This is a genomic window from Streptomyces sp. LZ34 (genome assembly GCF_053890475.1).
Window position 1 is genome coordinate 8,760,456 of the sequence record NZ_CM132680.1, and the last position, 15,192, is coordinate 8,775,647.

A 15,192-nucleotide genomic window follows, 5' to 3' on the forward strand; every position below is an offset into this window, starting at 1 on the left:
ACTTCGCGGTGCTCAGGCCCCCGTTTCCCCCTTGAAGATCATGTACAGAGCTTCGCCCGGTCCGACGACCAGGAGCCTGCGCGCATCGTCGAACACGTCGATCGTGCCGTCGGCGCGCCAGAACCGGCCGGTCTTGTCGGTGTCGGCCCATACGGCCATCCGGCGCTCCGGGCCGCCGACTCGCTCCAGGGGCCGGGCGAGGAGCTCGTCCAGGAGGGCGTCGACCAGCTCGTCGGGCGCGTCGGACTGGTCGCGGCACTGTTCCCGGCAGGTGCGGCGGAACGCCTCGACCTCGGTCAGGAAGGCGGCGGTGGCCAAGGAGTACAGCTGGTCACCCAGCATCCAGTCATCGGTTACCGGTTCCCCGGGGGCACCGAGGGTGGTGCAGTCCTTCGCCGGGTAGTCGTCCTGTTCCTCGTCGTCGATCTGTGCCTGGGTCGGGATCAGATGCGGAGGGCCGAACCAGGCGCCCGCCCCGTAGTCGTAGTAGACCCCCAGGTAGGAGTCGTCGTACTGCTCGCACCATGATGTGCCCTCCCACCAGTCCCGCACCTCGTCGAGGTCGGTGGCCCGCTCCGGATCGATGTCGTGAGGCTGCCATCCGACGGTGAACGCGGCGCGCCCGTCGCACTTCAGGAAGGCCGCGAGCACCGTCCCGGCGCACACGGCGCGCACCTTCGCCTCGGCGAGCCGGTGATCCTCGGGGGTGGCCCGGACGCCGTCGGGGCAGGCGGCGAAGGAGCACGCGGGGTGAAGGGGCTCGCCGCGGATCTCCGGGCGCGGTGCGACGCTGATGCGTATCATCACCGGGTTGTACTCGGTCTCCCACGACAGCACCACATGGGTCTCGCCGTCCACGACCGCGCCGGTCGCCGGGTCCACGACCGTCACCAACGCCGCTTCCCTCCCCTGGGAGAGGATCATCTCGCGCAGGTCGGCGATGAGCAGTCCGACCCGTCGTGACGGCATGCCGCCGTGCCCCAGCAGGGCTCGCTCCACGGCGGAGACCGTCTCTGCCACGGGAACGGACCGGCAGGCCCGCGGCTCGCGCCGCATGCCGCCGGCGGCCACGGTGGGGTAGAGCCCGCTCTTCAGGAGCGCGTCGGGCGTCAGCCCGGCATCCTCCGGCTCCGGCCGGATGCTCGTGACCACCATGGGGGCGCCGGGGGCGTCCTCGCTCAGCCAGCGGTCGAGGAGATGAGCCCGCACCGCCACATCGAGGTAGTCGTCCCAGTCGTAGTCCCGAAGGTCGCCCTCCTGGCCGTCGTGTTCGGGATGCGCGAGGAACTCTTCGCGGGTGCAGCTCAACACAGGGACCTCCTGGGGCAGATGGCGGCACAGGAAGTCTCTCGCGCGCCTCCGACGGCCGGGCCGGAGGTTTCCGCGCTGCGCGAGGCGTTGACGCGTGGGGAACGGAGATCTTACCGTCTCGTTCGAAGTTGCGATCGGTATCCGATATCTCGGACAAGCGACCAAGCGACAGCGCGCCAGCGCAGGAGAGAGACGCCGCAATGCAGCCGACGACCCCCGGCAACCGCACCCCCGACACCCCCGCTCCCGCCCGTCCGGCCCGCTTCACCCTCGACCCTGCCTTCGCCGTGGGCGACGTCAACCCGCGCCTGTTCGGGTCGTTCGTCGAGCACCTCGGCCGCTGCGTCTACACCGGCATCTACGAACCCGGCCACCCCACCGCCGACGAGGCCGGTCTGCGCACCGACGTCCTGGAGCTGATCCGCGAGCTGGGAGTCACCGTCATCCGCTACCCGGGCGGCAACTTCGTCTCCGGCTACAAGTGGGAGGACGGCGTCGGCCCGGCCGACGAGCGCCCCCGCCGACTGGACCTGGCCTGGCGGTCGACCGAGACCAACCGCTTTGGACTCGGCGAGTACATCGACTTCCTCCGCAAGGTCGACGGCGAGCCGATGATGGCGCTCAACCTCGGCACGCGCGGCGTGGCCGAGGCGCTGGAGCTCCAGGAATACGCCAACCACCCCTCCGGGACCGCCCTGTCCGACCGCCGTATCGCGCACGGCGACAAGGACCCGTACGGCATCCGGCTGTGGTGCCTGGGCAACGAGATGGACGGGCCCTGGCAGACCGGCCACAAGACGGCCGAGGAGTACGGGCGGCTGGCCGCCGAGACCGCCCGTGCGATGCGGCAGATCGATCCGGACGTGCGGCTGGTGGCCTGCGGCAGTTCGTCGCAGGCCATGCCGACCTTCGCGGAGTGGGAGGCGACGGTCCTGCGGGAGGCCTACGACCTCGTCGACTACATCTCCCTGCACGCCTATTACGAAGAGCTCGACGGCGACCGCGACTCCTTCCTCGCCTCGGCCGTCGACATGGAGTCCTTCATCGAGAACGTGGTCGCCACCTGCGACCACGTGGGCGCCCGGCTGAAGTCCAAGAAGAAGATCAACCTCTCCTTCGACGAGTGGAACGTCTGGTACCTGACCCGTTTCCACGACGCGGAGCCGCCCAACTGGGAGGAGGCCCCCCGGCTCCTGGAGGACAACTACTCCGTCACCGACGCCGTCGTCTTCGGCTCGCTGCTCATCGCGCTGCTGCGCCACGCCGACCGGGTCACCGTCGCCTGCCTCGCCCAACTCGTCAACGTCATCGCGCCGATCATGACCGAGCCGGGCGGCCCGGCCTGGAAGCAGACCACCTTCTTCCCGTTCGCGCAGGCCTCCCGCCACGGGCGCGGGCGGGTCCTTCAGGTCAACGTCGACAGCCCGACGCACAAGACGGCCAAGTACGGCGAGGTGCCGCTGCTGCACGCCACCGCCGTCGCGGACGAGGAGACCGGCGAGGTCACCGTCTTCGCCGTCAACCGCGCCCAGGCGGACCCGCTGCCGCTGGAGGTGGACCTGCGCGGCCTGCCCGTGTCCCGGATCGTCGAGCACAGTGTCCTCGCGGACGCCGACCCCGAGGCCCGCAACACCCTGGCCGAGCCGGAGCGCGTCACCCCGCACGCCGCGACCGGCACGGCCCTGGACGGCGGGGTGCTGCGGGCCACGCTGGAACCGATGTCCTGGAACGTCATCCGGCTGGCGTGAGCGCGGTCAGCGCCGCGCGGTAGGCCTCCTCCGGCTGCGCGCCTTCGAGGACCGTCCCGTCCTCGAAGCGGACGTACGGCACGGCGTCGACATGGACGCCGAGCGCGCGCACGCGGTCGAGTTCGGCGCGCAGCTCGGCCGCGTCGCTGTCGTTGGTGTCGTCGGCGGCGCCATCATGGTCGTCCTGCGCCACCACCCCGGTCTCGGCGGCCAGCCGGGCCAGGGTGGTGCGGTCGGAGATCAGCAGCCCGTCGGTGAAGTACGCGCGGAACAGCCGCTCCGCCATCCGCTCGCCGAGCCCCTGTGCGGACGCGCGGGCGACCAGCCGGTGCGCCTCGAAGGTATTGGTGTACTGGGCGCGCTCGAAGTGCGGCTCCAGGCCGTCCGCCACGCCGAAGGCGGTGTCGGAGGTGACCTGTCGTACGAATGCCTCGCCACGGGTCCGCCGCCAGACCTCGAACAGCGGCTCACCGGCGGACGGCGCCTCGGGCTCGGCCTGGAAGGGGCGGAGGACCACGTCGACCTCGCCGCCGTCGGCGCGGTAGTGGCGGGCGGCCCGGGTGAGGCGGGTGAAACCGAGGTAGCAACGGACACAGGCGAGGTCCAGGGCGATCTCAACACGGCGTTTCGGCATGGTCGTTCCCATCGGGTAGGGGAGTGCGGGGTTCGCGGTCACCAGGGGAGCGGGCCGGCGGCCGAGAAATAGCCGCCGGTGGGGCCGTCGGGGGCGACGGTGGCCATCCGCACGATGATCTCGGCGCCCTCCGCGACCGTCCGGTTTCCGGCGTGACCGTTGAAGTCGGTCGCGGTCAGGCCGGGGTCGACGGCGTTGACCCTGATATGCGGGAGGGCGTGGGCGTACTGCACGGTGACCATGTTCAGCGCGGCCTTGGAGGAGCCGTACGACAGCGCCGGAAGCCACACGGGCACGGACGGGGCATGAGCGGGCGGGTCGGCGGCGACGGCCAGTGACCCCAGCCCGCTGCTGACGTTCACGACGACGGGCGTCTCGCTCGCCTCGAGCAGCGGCAGAAAGGCGTGGGTGACCCGCACGGCGCCGAAGACATTGGTGTCGTAGACCGTCAGCAGGTCGTCGGCGGTGACCTCGGCGGCGGAACGGGCGGGCCCGCCGATTCCGGCGTTGTTGACCAGGACGTCGAGGCGGCCCGCCTCCTCCTGGACGAGCTTCGCGGCCGCCCGTACGGAATCCTCACTGGTCACGTCGAGCGGCAGCGGGCGGGCGCCGACCCGCCGCGCCACCTCCTCGCCACGCCGGGCGTCCCGCGCCCCGAGATAGACGGTGTGCCCGGCCTCGACCAGCTGCCGGGCGGTCTCGAGGCCGAGCCCCCTGGTGGCACCGGTGATGAGTGTCGTTCGCATGCCATCAGCGTCGGCGCCGCGCGAAGAAACAGGGAGTACAAGGCTCTTCCTGGTAAAAGCGATACCAGGCTGCGCGCGGGACGCCCGCCGCCCCCGGCCGGATACTGAACCGATGAGCGGGACAGGGAGCGGGACAGGGAGCGGTGACGGGAACGACGGACGCCCGGGCGGGGACGTGAGCCGACCGGCGCGCGACACACAGAACGGCGACGGGGACGACGTGGCCGGCGACCTCGCCACCGCGCTGCGCCGCTGGCGCGACCGGCTCGACCCGGCGACGGTCGGCCTGCCGGCCGGACGCGTGCGCCGCGCGCCGGGGCTGCGGCGCCAGGAACTGGCCCAGCTCGCGGGGATGTCCGTCGACTACGTCATCCGTCTCGAACAGGGCCGCGCGACCTCCCCGTCCACCCAGATCCTCACCGCCCTCGCCCGCGCCCTGCGGCTGTCGGAACCGGAACGCCGCCACCTGTTCCTGCTCGCGGGCCGGCCCGCGCCCACCACCCACCGCATCTCGGCCCACCTCACCCCCGGTGTCCAGCGCATGCTCGACCAGATGCGGGCCACCCCGGTCGGGGTGTACGACGCGGCGTGGACCCTGATCTCCTGGAACCAGCTGTACGCCGCGCTGCACGGCGACCCCTCCGGGCGCTCGGAGCGCGAGCGCAACGTACTGTGGCGCCACTTCACCGGAAGCTCCGACCGCGTGACCCACACCCCCGAACAACAGGCCCGCTTCGAAACCGCCACCGTCGCCGACCTGCGCTCCGCGACCGCCCGCTACCCCTCCGACCGGGGCCTGCGCACCCTCGTCGCCGACCTGCGCCGCGCCAGCGACCGCTTCGCCCGGCTCTGGGACTCCCACGCGGTGGGCAGCCACACCATGGACACCAAGACGGTCCACCACCCCGACGTCGGCCCGCTCGTCCTCGACTGCGACGTCCTCAACGCCCCCGGCAGCGACCTCCACGTCGTCATCCACACCGCCGCCCCGGGCACGGACGCCGCGGACAAGCTGAGCCTGCTCGCGGTGATCGGCACGCAGACGATGGCAGGAGACGCGTGTGCCTGACCCCGCCGGGGCCAGGCACACGCGGTCCGTCTCGCTGCCGTGTCGTCGCGGTACCCGCTAAACGACCAGCCAGAGCAGGCTCGTCAGCAGGAAGCCCACCACGCCCATCGCCGTCGTCAGGACGGTCCAGGTGCGCAGGCCGTCGCCGACCTCCAGGCCGACCAGGCGGGTGAACATCCAGTAGCCGGCGTCGTTGATGTGCGAGACCGACAGGCCGCCCGCGCCCATCGCCAGGCAGACCAGGGCCAGTTGCTGCGGTGACAGATCGGTGCGCTGGAGCAGCGGGGTGATCAGCCCGGCCGTGGTGACCAGGGCCACCGTGGTGGAGCCCTGCACCGCGCGCAGCAGCATCGTCATCGCGAAGGCCAGGGCCAGCAGCGGCAGCCCCGTACGGTCCAGGACGTCGGCCACGGCGTCGCCGATGCCGGTCTTCACCAGCACCTTGCCGAAGACCCCGCCCGCGCCCGCCACCAGGATCACCATGGCCACGCCCGGCAGCGCCGAGCCCATGACCTCGGAGATACGGGCGCTCGACCAGCCGCGCCGGGCGCCCAGGAAGTAAGCGGCGAGCGCCGCCGCGACGAGCAGCGCGACCATCGGGGCGCCCAGGACGGTGAGGACGGCGCGGAGGGTGGAGCCCTCGGAGAGGAAGTTGGTGCCGATGGTGCCGAGGAGGATCAGGACGATCGGGGTGACGATCAAGGACACCACCATGCCGAAGGACGGCGGGTTCTCCGCGCCCTCGACCACGGCCTTGGGCGCAGGCCCGGCTTCGGACCCGGCTCCGGCTTCGGCCCCGGACTCGTTTTCGTCGCCCCCCGTGCCGAACACCTTCGCGTACACATCGGCCGTCATCGGGTACTCGCGGCGCGTCAGCCGCTTGGCGAACAGATAGCCCAGCAGGATCACGACCGCCGTCACCGGGATGCCGAAGAGCAGCACCCAGCCCTGGTCGGCGCCGATCGTCGTGGCCGCCGCCACCGCGCCCGGGTGGGGCGGCAGGAAGGCGTGCACGGTGAGCATCGCCGCGCCCATGGGCAGGGCGTACACCAGCAGCGGCTTGCGCGACGCGCGGGCCACGCCGTACGCGATCGGCATCAGGATGATCAGGCCGACCTCGAAGAACACCGGGATGCCGAGCAGAAACCCGGCCGCGGTGAGCGCGAGCGGCGTGCGCCGTTCCCCGAAGCGGTCCATGAGCGAGTGCGCCAAGGACGCGGCGCCGCCGGACAGTTCGATGATGCGGCCGATCATCGCGCCCAGGGCGATGATCGTGGCTATGTGGCCGAGCGTCGAGCCCATGCCCTCTTCGATGGTGGCCACCAGCTCCGCGGCCGGGACGCCCGCCGTGAGCGCCACGCCGATGGACACGACGACCAGGGCGACGAAGGGCTGGATCTTCGCCTTGATGATCATCAGCAGCAGGAGGGCCACGCCCACCCCCGCCACCAGCAGCAGCGCGCCGTGGCTCATCGGCCTTCTCCTCTCGGGGACAGGACCGTCACGATGGAGGAGTCGTCGCGGGCCGCGAGCCCGGCCCGCTCGCCCAGCAGATACAGCTGCTCGGCCGCCGAGGCCAGCGGCACCGGCACATGCGCGTCCTTCGCGATGCCGGTCACGATGCCCATGTCCTTGACGAAGATGTCGAGGCGGGAGCGGACCTCGACGGAGTCCGCCTCGGCGCCGTACGCCTGCGCCATGCGCGGCCCGCGGTCGGCGAACATGAACGAGCCCGCCGCGCCCTGGCTCAGGCTGTCGATCACGGTCTGCGGGTCGAGGCCGAGGCCGCGCGCGAGGGCCACGGCCTCGGCGGCGGCGGCGATGTGCACGCCCGCGAGCAGCTGGTTGATGGCCTTCAGCGCCTGGCCGTCGCCGGGCTTGTCGCCGATGACCGTCAGCGTGGAGGCGAGCCGGTCCAGCACCGGGCGGGCCACCTCCAGGGCGGCCGGCTCCGCGCCGACCACGATCAGCAGATCGCCGTTCCCGGCGCGGGTCGGGCCGCCGCTGACCGGGGCGTCCACGAGCCGTACGTCCTTGCCCCGCTCGGCGAGCGCGGCGGCGGTCGACCGGGCCGCCTCCGGGCCGACGGTGCTGGTGAGCACCACCACGGCCCCGGCCTTCAGCGTCTCGGCGGCGCCCGCCTCGCCGAACAGCGCGCCGTGGACCTGCGCCTGGTCGCGTACGGCCAGTACGACGACATCGGCGTCGCGGGCCGCGCCGGCCGGGGTGGCGGCCTCGGTGGCCCCATGCCCGACGGCGAGCGCGCGGCGCTCGGCGGCGATGTCGAACACGGCCACCGGGAACGCCCCGGCCAGCCGCTGCGCCATGGGCAGCCCCATGGCACCCAGACCGATGACGGCGGTCCGGGGGGTGGATGTTGATGGGGAAGCGGATGTGGACATGCGGGTTCCTTGGAGGGAGTGGGAGGGGACGAGGGGGGGAGGGGACGGGGAGTGAGACAGGACAAGTCGGCCGTCGCCGCGCCCAGCGGTGGCTGAGGAGGCGAAGTGGGCCCGGCTTGGCAGGGGAGTCCCGAGGGGCCGGGATCCCTGGGGTTTCGGGGGCCGAGGGCCGGGCGCCGGAGCGGGGTGGGGGCAGGCCCGCCGCAGGCGCGGACGGGCCGGGCCCGAGGCGGGGGCCGGGCCGGAGCGGGGTACGTCCGGGGTGGGGGCGGGCCGGCCGGGAGCGGGCTACATCGGGGGCACCTGGCCGGGCCCCGACAGCCGCCGCGTGATCCGGAGCGCGGTCGCGGCGACCGCCTCCCGCCCCCCGGCCCACGTCGACACCACGTCCGAGCCGGGCAGCGCGCCGGGCAGCGCCGCGGCCACCGCCTCCAGGTACGCCCGCCGCAGCTCCGCGTTGACGTTCACCTTGGCCACGCCGCGCCGTACCGCGCCGAGCAGCTGCTCCTCGGGCAGCCCGCTCGCGCCGTGCAGCACCAGGGGCACCGGGACGGCGTCGCGGATGCGCGCCAGGCGGTCCAGGTCCAGCCGTACCGGATCGGCCGTGAAGCCGTGGACGTTTCCGACGGCGACCGCCAGCGCGTCCACACCCGTCGCGGCCACGAACTCCGCGGCCTGCTCCGGGTCGGTCATGGAGCCGCCGGTCGCGCGGGCGTCGGTCGAGACGTCCTCGTCGCCCGCCAGCGCGCCCAGTTCGGCCTCGACCCAGACGCCCGCGGCGTGGGCCCGCTCGACGGCCTCGCGGGTGAGCGCCACGTTCTCGGTGAAGGGGAGGTGTGAGCCGTCGACCATGACGGAGGTGTAGCCCGCCTCGACGCAGGCCGTGATCTCCTCCAGGTCCCGGCTGTGGTCCAGGTGCACGCCGAGCGGGGCGTCCGAGCGCCGGGCGGCGTCGAGGGCGAGGGCCATCAGGGCCGCGCGGCCCGCGTGCTTGAAGGCGCTCGACCCGGCCTGGAGCAGCACCGGCCGGCCGGCGGCCTCGGCCGCGGCGACGATGCCCTGGACGGTCTCGAGGTTGTAGGCGACAAAGCCCGGTATCGCCCGGCCCTCGCGGGCGGCGGCGGTCAGGGCGTCGGTTCCACGCAGCAGCATCATCGGCTCCGGAGCAGGTCGATCGCGTCCGCGAGGGCGCTGTCGTCCCCGACGTTGCCGGCGAAGACGATGTACGGGATGCCGACGCTGGGGCCGGACTCGGGCTCCCACAGCGAGACGATGCCGGGGAGCAGCGTGCCGCGCGCCCAGGCCCGGCGGATCTCCAGGCCCTCGGTCGCGATGTCGCTCGAGGTGATGCCGCCCTTGGCGACGACGAACGCGGGCCGCCGCTCGGCGGTGATCGCCCGTACGGTCTCGACCAGCGCGGCGGACACGTTGCGGGCGATGGCGAGCGAGTCGTCCGCGTCGGCGCCGGTGACGACGGAGCGGGTGGTGCGCACCACGACCTCGCTCCCGTCCAGTGCCCGGGCGCAGGCGCGCGCCACCTCGGCGATGTGCGCGGCGCGGCGCCCTTCGTCGAGCAGGGCGTGGACGTCGAGCTCGAACTCGGCGATGCCGCCGCGCTCGCGCAGCCGCTCCAGCTGGCGGGTGGTGAGCCCGACGTGCGAGCCGACGGCGATCAGGCCGTGGCCCTGGCCCTGGCCCTGGCCCGCCGGGGCCGCCGCGTCCCGCCCCGCCCGCAGCTCCTCCGCGGTCAGCGGGGCGCGGGCGGACTGGCCCGCGCGGGCCCGGACGAAGGAGGGGCCGCAGCGGTACAGCAGGCGGGCGCCGGTGGCCTCAGCCGTGGCCGAGGCGAGGGCGAGAACGCGCAGATCGTCGTCGGTCAGGGCGTCCGCGACGGCCGTCCGGCCCTCGCGCAGCGAGCCCAGCAGCTCGGCCACGTGCTCGGGGCCGCGTACCCGCAGGTCTTCCAGGGTGATGCGCAGGACGTCGGCCGCGGCGACCCGGCCGCCGGTCTTCTCCTCGATCCACTCCGGGAGGCGGGAGTTGGCGTAGCCGAACGTGGCGTCGCGCGCGAACTCGCTCTGCCCGACCGGCAGCATCCCCTCCGCCGTACGCATCCAGTGGACCGAGTCGGCGGTGAGCCGCCCGGCCTCGATGTACGCGGGGACGAGTACGACACCGTCCACGGGCACCTCGTCGGCCAGGACGTCGGTCTCCAGCGGGAAGTGTCCGCGCAGCGTGGAGTCGCCGCGGCTGGCCAGCACATAGCCGATGCCCTCGGCGGCGGAGGCCCGCGCCAGGGCGCGGACGACCTCGCGGTTGCGGGCGGCGGCCGCGTCCGGGGCGAGGCTGCGGGTGTTGGTGAGCACGAAGAAGGCCGTGCTGTCCTGGCGCAGCGCCCACCGCAGGTCCTCGACCGTCCAGGTGGTGAGGACGGGCACGTCGGCGACGGTCTGCGTGCCGGTCGGGTCGTCGTCGAGCACGACCAGGCGGCGGTCCGCGGCGAGGGCGGCGGTCACCTCGGCGGGGGTCACCTCGCGGGGCGGGGGCAGTTCGTGCGCCTCGGGGAAGTGGAGGGTCTGGGACATGGGTGGATCTACTTTCGTGCGTGTCCGGGCAGGCCGGGGTAGTGGCGTGGCGCCCTTGGGTGTGGTCAGGGCGGGCCCGGGAAGTGGTGCTCAGGGGCGGGGCGGGGGCTCGGGGAGGGCGTGGGCTCAGGGAGGGGCGGGCTCAGGCGTCCTGCTGCTTGGCGTGCGCCACCTGCGTGACGTGGGTACGCAGGTCGTCCGTGGTCTGCGCCATGTGGTCGTCCATCGCGCGCCGGGCCTTCTCCGGATCCGCGGCGCGCAGCGCCTCCAGGACGACCTCGTGGTGCTGGATGGCGTTCGTGCGGATCTGGGGCACGGCCGAGGTCTGCCGACGGCCCTCGACGAGCAGCCTGCCGAAGGGTTCGAAGAGCAGGGGTACGAAGGCGTTGCCGGAGGCCCGCATCACCACGTCGTGGAAGGCGATGTCCGCCTCGACGAACTGCTCGGTGTCCCCGGCCCGCGCGGCCGCCCGCATCTCCTCCAGCAACTCGTCGAGCTGCGCCAGGTCGTCCTCCGAGCGCCGGGCGGCAGCCAGCTGGGCGGCCCCGACCTCGATCATCCGCCGCGCCTCGATCAGCTTCTCGGAGACCGCGCCGCCCGTCCGGGGCCCGGCGGCCGCGGCGCGGATCATCGGTTCGAGCGCGGTCCACTGGTCGGGCGTGTTGACGTAGGTGCCCCGGCCGCGGTGGATGCGGACGATGTTCTGCGACCGCAGAACCTTGATCGCCTCGCGGAGGGTGAGCCTGCTGGCCTCGTGCTGCTCGGCCAGCACGGCCTCCGGGGGGAGCGCGGTGCCGGGCGGGTGGTGGCCGTCGATGATCGCGGACAGCAGTCGCTCGGCGATGTCGTCGGACAGCGGCATTGCTGTCGACCTCCTTGCCGTGTGCATCAGACATCAGACATCTGATGTCCCAGCGAAGGTAGGCACGGTTTTGGCGGCCGTCAACCCCCCTGTGGAGAAAAGACGGCCCCCGCCGGGCCGTGGGTGGCACGCCGGGCGGGGGCCGGAGGTCGCGAGGGGTGGTCGGGCGGGCCGGTCAGGCGTCCGGGTCCACGCCGACCGTGAGGGTGCCCTGGTAGCCCGCCGAGGGCGAGGAGCCCAGCGCCGTCAGGGTCAGCAGGCCGGAGGACGCCCCGCCGCCGTCGTAGATGCCGTCGGCGTCGAGGGTGGTGCGGGGGACGGTGTTGGTGGAGTACGGCGAGAGCTTCGCGACGGCCTGGGTGGCGGTTTCGGAGAAGAAGAGCTGGCCGGTGTGGATCTCGTTGCCGCCGGTGAACGAGCCGTCGGAGGTGAGCGTGACGCCGGTGTGCACCTTGAGGTGGATGTGGATGCAGCGGCCCCGGTACCAGCCGGGGTAGATGCCGGTGAGCTTGGCGATCCCATCGGTGCCCGTGAGCACACCGCCGCGGAGGAACTTGCCGTTGTCCGGCTCCTGGTGGCCGTTGTTGCCGACGAAGCCGGAGTACTCGCCGAGCGCGTCGCAGTACCAGATCTCCGCGAGCGCCTTGCTGAGCGGTGCGCAGGTGGCGTTGTCGACGACGGTGAGCGCGAGTCGGAGCGGGACGCCGGGCTTGCCCTCCGAGACGTCGGAGCGGACGAGCGCGCGTTCGAGGTAGTAGGGGCCTTCGGTGAGCTCCTTGGTGAGGGTGCAGACGGCGGCCGCCGCGGGGGCGATCCGGAGGGACGGGGCTTCGGCCCCGGCTTCGGCTCGGCCGGTGGTCGCGGTGGCGGCGGCCGTGCCCAGTCCGACGGCCGCGGCGGCGGCGCTACCGGCGATCAGTACTCTGCGGCGCCCGATGGGGGCAGGGGAATCTGTCATGAGCACGCAAAATAGAAGGGGTGTCTGTGTGGCCGCTATGAGTTCGGCAAAGTCTCCGCGCGTCAACAGGCCTTTAACGCCAACTCCTTGCGGCGGCAGGGAATCGATGGGCGTTCGATGAAAGGTTGTTGACGGTGGCGCAAGGGCGTTGACATCAATACAAGCGCTTACTAGCTTCGTTCCCGGTAGCTGCCCTCTGCCGGCACGGACTGACCACCCGCTTGGCGGCAGAGTCGAACACGTCAGAGCCGCACCTTTGGCGATCTCCACCGGCCCTAGCGACCAGCGTGCTTGCCGCTCATCAGCAAGCGCTTGCCTCCCCTCCCGTGTGGAGATCTTCTCGGAATGAGAGGACTCCCCCCATGACCGAACAGCGCACCATCCTCCGCCGACGCCACCTGACCGCGCTCGCCGCGGGTGTCGTGGCCGCGCTCACCCTCGGCACCATCTCGGCCGTCTCCGCCCACAGCGCGCCGTCCGGCGAGACCGCCGTCACGGCCGAGAACTCGCCGATCGGCTTCGGCGCGGGCACCACCGGCGGCGGAAACGCCTCCGCCACCACCGTCACCACCCTGGCCGCCTTCAAGAGCGCCGTCGCGAGCGACAGCGCGAAGGTCGTCAAGGTATCCGGCCTCATCTCGCTGTCCGGGCAGGTGGACGTCGGGTCCAACACCACCGTGCTGGGCGTCGGTTCGTCGTCCGGATTCACCGGCGGTGGGCTGCGGATCAAGGAGTCGACCAACGTCATCATCCGCAACCTGAACATCAGCAAGCCGCTGAAGCCCTCCGACGCGATCACCATCCAGGAATCCACGAAGGTGTGGGTCGACCACAACACCCTCTCGGCCGACCGGGACCACGACAAGGACTACTACGACGGCCTGTTGGACATCAACCACGGGTCCGACAGCATCACCGTGTCCTGGAACAAGTTCGCCGACCACTTCAAGGGCAGCCTGGTCGGACACAGCGACAACAACGCCGGCGAGGACACCGGCCACCTGAAGGTGACCTACAGCCACAACTGGTTCTCCAACGTGTACTCGCGGATCCCCAGCCTGAGGTTCGGGACCGGGCACTTCTACGACAACTACGTGCAGGGCGCGGAAACCGCCGTGCACCCCAGGATGGGCGCGCAGATGCTCGTCGAGAACAACGTGTTCCGCGACACCAAGGTGGCGGTGACCACCAACCGCGACAGCGACGTGGACGGATACGCGGTGCTGCGGGGCAACGACCTGGGTGGCGCCGCCACCGAGATCTCCCAGGTCGGCAGCTTCACCAACCCGCCGTACTCGTACACCGCCGAGCCCGCGTCGTCCGTCGTCTCGACGGTGACGGGACAGGCCGGGGCGGGCAAGATCTGAGCACCACCTGACCCGCGCCCTCAAGCACCCCCCACACCCCGCACCCGCCCCACCGGAGCCCCCTCCGGTGGGGCGGGTGCTCCTCCGAAGCCCTCCCGGGAGAGGAACGAGCAGATGAGACGTGCCAGACGGCTGGGAATCGCACTGGCGGCGGCGCTCGCCGCGGGCACGGCCGCCCTGGGTGGCGGCACACCGGCCGCGGCGGATCCGGCCGCCTCGCACGGCACCGCGAACACACCCGCCGCGGCCCCCGGCAGCGGCTCGTTCAACGTGCTCACCTACAACGTGGCCGGGCTGCCCGAGGGACTGTCCTCCGGCCACCCCGAGAGGAACACCCCGCTCATCTCCCCGCGCCTGGGCGCGTACGACCTGGTCAACGTCCAGGAGGACTTCAACTACCACGCCGCGCTCTACGCCGGTGACGACCACCCGTACCGCACCCCCACCAGCGGCGGAGTGCCCTTCGGTGACGGCCTCAACACCCTCTCCGACCTGCCGTACGACGACTTCGAGCGGGTGAAGTGGGCCAGGTGCAACGGCACCGACTGCCTCACCCCCAAGGGCTTCTCCCTCGCGCGCCTGCGCCTGGCCGAAGGCGTCCACGTCGACGTCTACAACGTCCACACCAACGCGGGCACGACAGCCGCCGACCTCGCCGCCCGCCGCGCCAACATCACCCAGCTCTCCGACTTCATCACCGCCAACTCCGCCGGCAACGCGGTCATCGTGATGGGCGACACCAACACCCGCTACACCCGTGCCGAGGACAACATCCGCGACCTGACCGGCCGCAACGGCCTCACCGACGCCTGGGTCGACCTCGTCCGCGGCGGCTCCGCCCCGCCCGCCGGCTCCGACGCCCTGGTCTGCGACCCGGACCACGTCACCAACGACTGCGAGGTCGTCGACAAGGTCCTCTACCGCTCCGGCCCGCTGCTCACCCTCACCGCCACCCGCTACAACAACGAGCACCCGGCCTTCCTCGACTCCGCCGGCGAACCGCTGTCCGACCACTACCCGCACACCGTCGGCTTCTCCTGGAAGCTCCCGCAGGGCCTGCGCGCCAGCGACCAGTTCGGCGGCCCCCACGGCACGGCCTTCAACGACGCCGACGACCTCCCCGCCACCCCCGCCGCGCCCCGCACCCTCACGGTGCGCGGCGCCTCCCGCCTCGACGCGGTGTCCCTGACCCTGGACGGCGGGACCACCCTCACCCACGGCGGCACCGGCGGCACCGCCGCCACCCTCACCCTCGCCCCCGCCGAACACCTCACCTCGGTCACCCTCACCCAAGGCACCAAGGACGGCCGCGCCCGCCTCTTCTCCGCCGCCTTCACCACCGACACGGGGCGCCGGGTCGCCGCCGGAACGCCGACCGCCGACGCCGTGACGTACACCGCCCCCGCCGGCTGGCAGATCACCGGCTTCACGGGGCGCGCGGGCGGTGAGATCGACAAGCTGGGCGTGGTGTACGCGCGGAAGTAGGGGTTCACCTGCTGTTACCCGACCC

The 15,192-nt window shown here is 72.4% G+C and carries 13 protein-coding genes; 4 read left to right on the forward strand and 9 right to left on the reverse strand.

Going from position 1 to position 15,192, the window contains the following annotated elements; all coding sequences use genetic code 11:
* Positions 1 to 12 precede the first annotated feature (12 nt).
* Positions 13 to 1,311, reverse strand: coding sequence for a hypothetical protein (locus ACWY4P_RS37110; protein WP_456204930.1), 1,299 nt, complete (start codon positions 1,309 to 1,311; stop codon positions 13 to 15).
* Positions 1,312 to 1,511: 200 nt separating this feature from the next.
* Between ACWY4P_RS37110 and arfA the strand changes: the two genes are divergently transcribed.
* Positions 1,512 to 3,059: an arabinosylfuranosidase ArfA gene (arfA, locus tag ACWY4P_RS37115; protein ID WP_456204931.1), complete on the forward strand. Its 1,548-nt coding sequence runs from the start codon at positions 1,512 to 1,514 to the stop codon at positions 3,057 to 3,059.
* On the opposite strand, the gene ACWY4P_RS37120 is transcribed toward arfA, so the two are convergent.
* Positions 3,043 to 3,693 (reverse strand): DsbA family oxidoreductase, encoded by a 651-nt coding sequence (locus ACWY4P_RS37120; protein ID WP_456204933.1) that lies wholly within the window; start codon positions 3,691 to 3,693, stop codon positions 3,043 to 3,045. The genes arfA and ACWY4P_RS37120 overlap by 17 nt on opposite strands.
* Positions 3,694 to 3,731: 38 nt before the next feature.
* On the reverse strand, positions 3,732 to 4,439 hold the full coding sequence (locus ACWY4P_RS37125; RefSeq protein WP_456204934.1) for an SDR family oxidoreductase: 708 nt from the start codon (positions 4,437 to 4,439) through the stop codon (positions 3,732 to 3,734).
* A 112-nt stretch (positions 4,440 to 4,551) separates the two neighbouring features.
* Between ACWY4P_RS37125 and ACWY4P_RS37130 the strand changes: the two genes are divergently transcribed.
* On the forward strand, positions 4,552 to 5,508 hold the full coding sequence (locus ACWY4P_RS37130) for a helix-turn-helix transcriptional regulator (RefSeq protein ID WP_456204935.1): 957 nt from the start codon (positions 4,552 to 4,554) through the stop codon (positions 5,506 to 5,508).
* A 57-nt stretch (positions 5,509 to 5,565) separates the two neighbouring features.
* Here ACWY4P_RS37130 and ACWY4P_RS37135 read toward each other — a convergent pair whose 3' ends face one another.
* The 6 genes from ACWY4P_RS37135 to ACWY4P_RS37160 all read right to left on the reverse strand — a co-directional run bounded on the left by ACWY4P_RS37135 (position 5,566) and on the right by ACWY4P_RS37160 (position 12,315).
* Positions 5,566 to 6,981, reverse strand: coding sequence for a GntP family transporter (locus ACWY4P_RS37135; protein ID WP_456204936.1), 1,416 nt, complete (start codon positions 6,979 to 6,981; stop codon positions 5,566 to 5,568).
* Positions 6,978 to 7,910 (reverse strand): NAD(P)-dependent oxidoreductase, encoded by a 933-nt coding sequence (locus ACWY4P_RS37140; protein WP_456204937.1) that lies wholly within the window; start codon positions 7,908 to 7,910, stop codon positions 6,978 to 6,980. Before ACWY4P_RS37140 ends, ACWY4P_RS37135 begins: the two co-directional genes overlap by 4 nt.
* A 288-nt stretch (positions 7,911 to 8,198) precedes the next feature.
* Entirely contained in the window at positions 8,199 to 9,065 is an 867-nt protein-coding gene (locus ACWY4P_RS37145) for a class II fructose-bisphosphate aldolase (RefSeq protein ID WP_456204938.1), read from the reverse strand.
* Positions 9,062 to 10,495 carry a four-carbon acid sugar kinase family protein gene (locus ACWY4P_RS37150; protein WP_456204939.1) on the reverse strand — a complete coding sequence of 478 codons (1,434 nt, stop codon included), beginning with the start codon at positions 10,493 to 10,495 and terminating at the stop codon, positions 9,062 to 9,064. Before ACWY4P_RS37150 ends, ACWY4P_RS37145 begins: the two co-directional genes overlap by 4 nt.
* A 142-nt stretch (positions 10,496 to 10,637) precedes the next feature.
* Positions 10,638 to 11,357 carry a FadR/GntR family transcriptional regulator gene (locus ACWY4P_RS37155; protein WP_456204940.1) on the reverse strand — a complete coding sequence of 240 codons (720 nt, stop codon included), beginning with the start codon at positions 11,355 to 11,357 and terminating at the stop codon, positions 10,638 to 10,640.
* 175 nt (positions 11,358 to 11,532) lie between these two features.
* Complete coding sequence (locus ACWY4P_RS37160; protein WP_456204941.1) at positions 11,533 to 12,315, reverse strand: intradiol ring-cleavage dioxygenase; 783 nt, start codon at positions 12,313 to 12,315, stop codon at positions 11,533 to 11,535.
* A 362-nt stretch (positions 12,316 to 12,677) separates the two neighbouring features.
* Between ACWY4P_RS37160 and ACWY4P_RS37165 the strand changes: the two genes are divergently transcribed.
* Together ACWY4P_RS37165 and ACWY4P_RS37170 are read left to right on the forward strand one after the other, a co-directional pair.
* A complete protein-coding gene (locus ACWY4P_RS37165; RefSeq protein WP_456204942.1) occupies positions 12,678 to 13,682 on the forward strand; it encodes a pectate lyase family protein in 1,005 nt (334 codons plus the stop codon).
* Between the two features lie 114 nt (positions 13,683 to 13,796).
* Positions 13,797 to 15,167 (forward strand): jacalin-like lectin, encoded by a 1,371-nt coding sequence (locus tag ACWY4P_RS37170; protein ID WP_456204943.1) that lies wholly within the window; start codon positions 13,797 to 13,799, stop codon positions 15,165 to 15,167.
* Positions 15,168 to 15,192: the final 25 nt, after the last annotated feature.

Excerpts from the sequence above, each read along its gene's own strand:
- arfA (WP_456204931.1), top strand. The coding sequence starts at position 1,512 with ATGCAGCCGACGACCCCCGGCAACCGCACCCCCGACACCCCCGCTCCC.
- ACWY4P_RS37120 (WP_456204933.1), bottom strand. The coding sequence starts at position 3,693 with ATGCCGAAACGCCGTGTTGAGATCGCCCTGGACCTCGCCTGTGTCCGT.
- ACWY4P_RS37125 (WP_456204934.1), bottom strand. The coding sequence starts at position 4,439 with ATGCGAACGACACTCATCACCGGTGCCACCAGGGGGCTCGGCCTCGAG.
- ACWY4P_RS37130 (WP_456204935.1), top strand. The coding sequence starts at position 4,552 with ATGAGCGGGACAGGGAGCGGGACAGGGAGCGGTGACGGGAACGACGGA.
- ACWY4P_RS37135 (WP_456204936.1), bottom strand. The coding sequence starts at position 6,981 with ATGAGCCACGGCGCGCTGCTGCTGGTGGCGGGGGTGGGCGTGGCCCTC.
- ACWY4P_RS37140 (WP_456204937.1), bottom strand. The coding sequence starts at position 7,910 with ATGTCCACATCCGCTTCCCCATCAACATCCACCCCCCGGACCGCCGTC.
- ACWY4P_RS37145 (WP_456204938.1), bottom strand. The coding sequence starts at position 9,065 with ATGATGCTGCTGCGTGGAACCGACGCCCTGACCGCCGCCGCCCGCGAG.
- ACWY4P_RS37150 (WP_456204939.1), bottom strand. The coding sequence starts at position 10,495 with ATGTCCCAGACCCTCCACTTCCCCGAGGCGCACGAACTGCCCCCGCCC.
- ACWY4P_RS37155 (WP_456204940.1), bottom strand. The coding sequence starts at position 11,357 with ATGCCGCTGTCCGACGACATCGCCGAGCGACTGCTGTCCGCGATCATC.
- ACWY4P_RS37160 (WP_456204941.1), bottom strand. The coding sequence starts at position 12,315 with ATGACAGATTCCCCTGCCCCCATCGGGCGCCGCAGAGTACTGATCGCC.
- ACWY4P_RS37165 (WP_456204942.1), top strand. The coding sequence starts at position 12,678 with ATGACCGAACAGCGCACCATCCTCCGCCGACGCCACCTGACCGCGCTC.
- ACWY4P_RS37170 (WP_456204943.1), top strand. The coding sequence starts at position 13,797 with ATGAGACGTGCCAGACGGCTGGGAATCGCACTGGCGGCGGCGCTCGCC.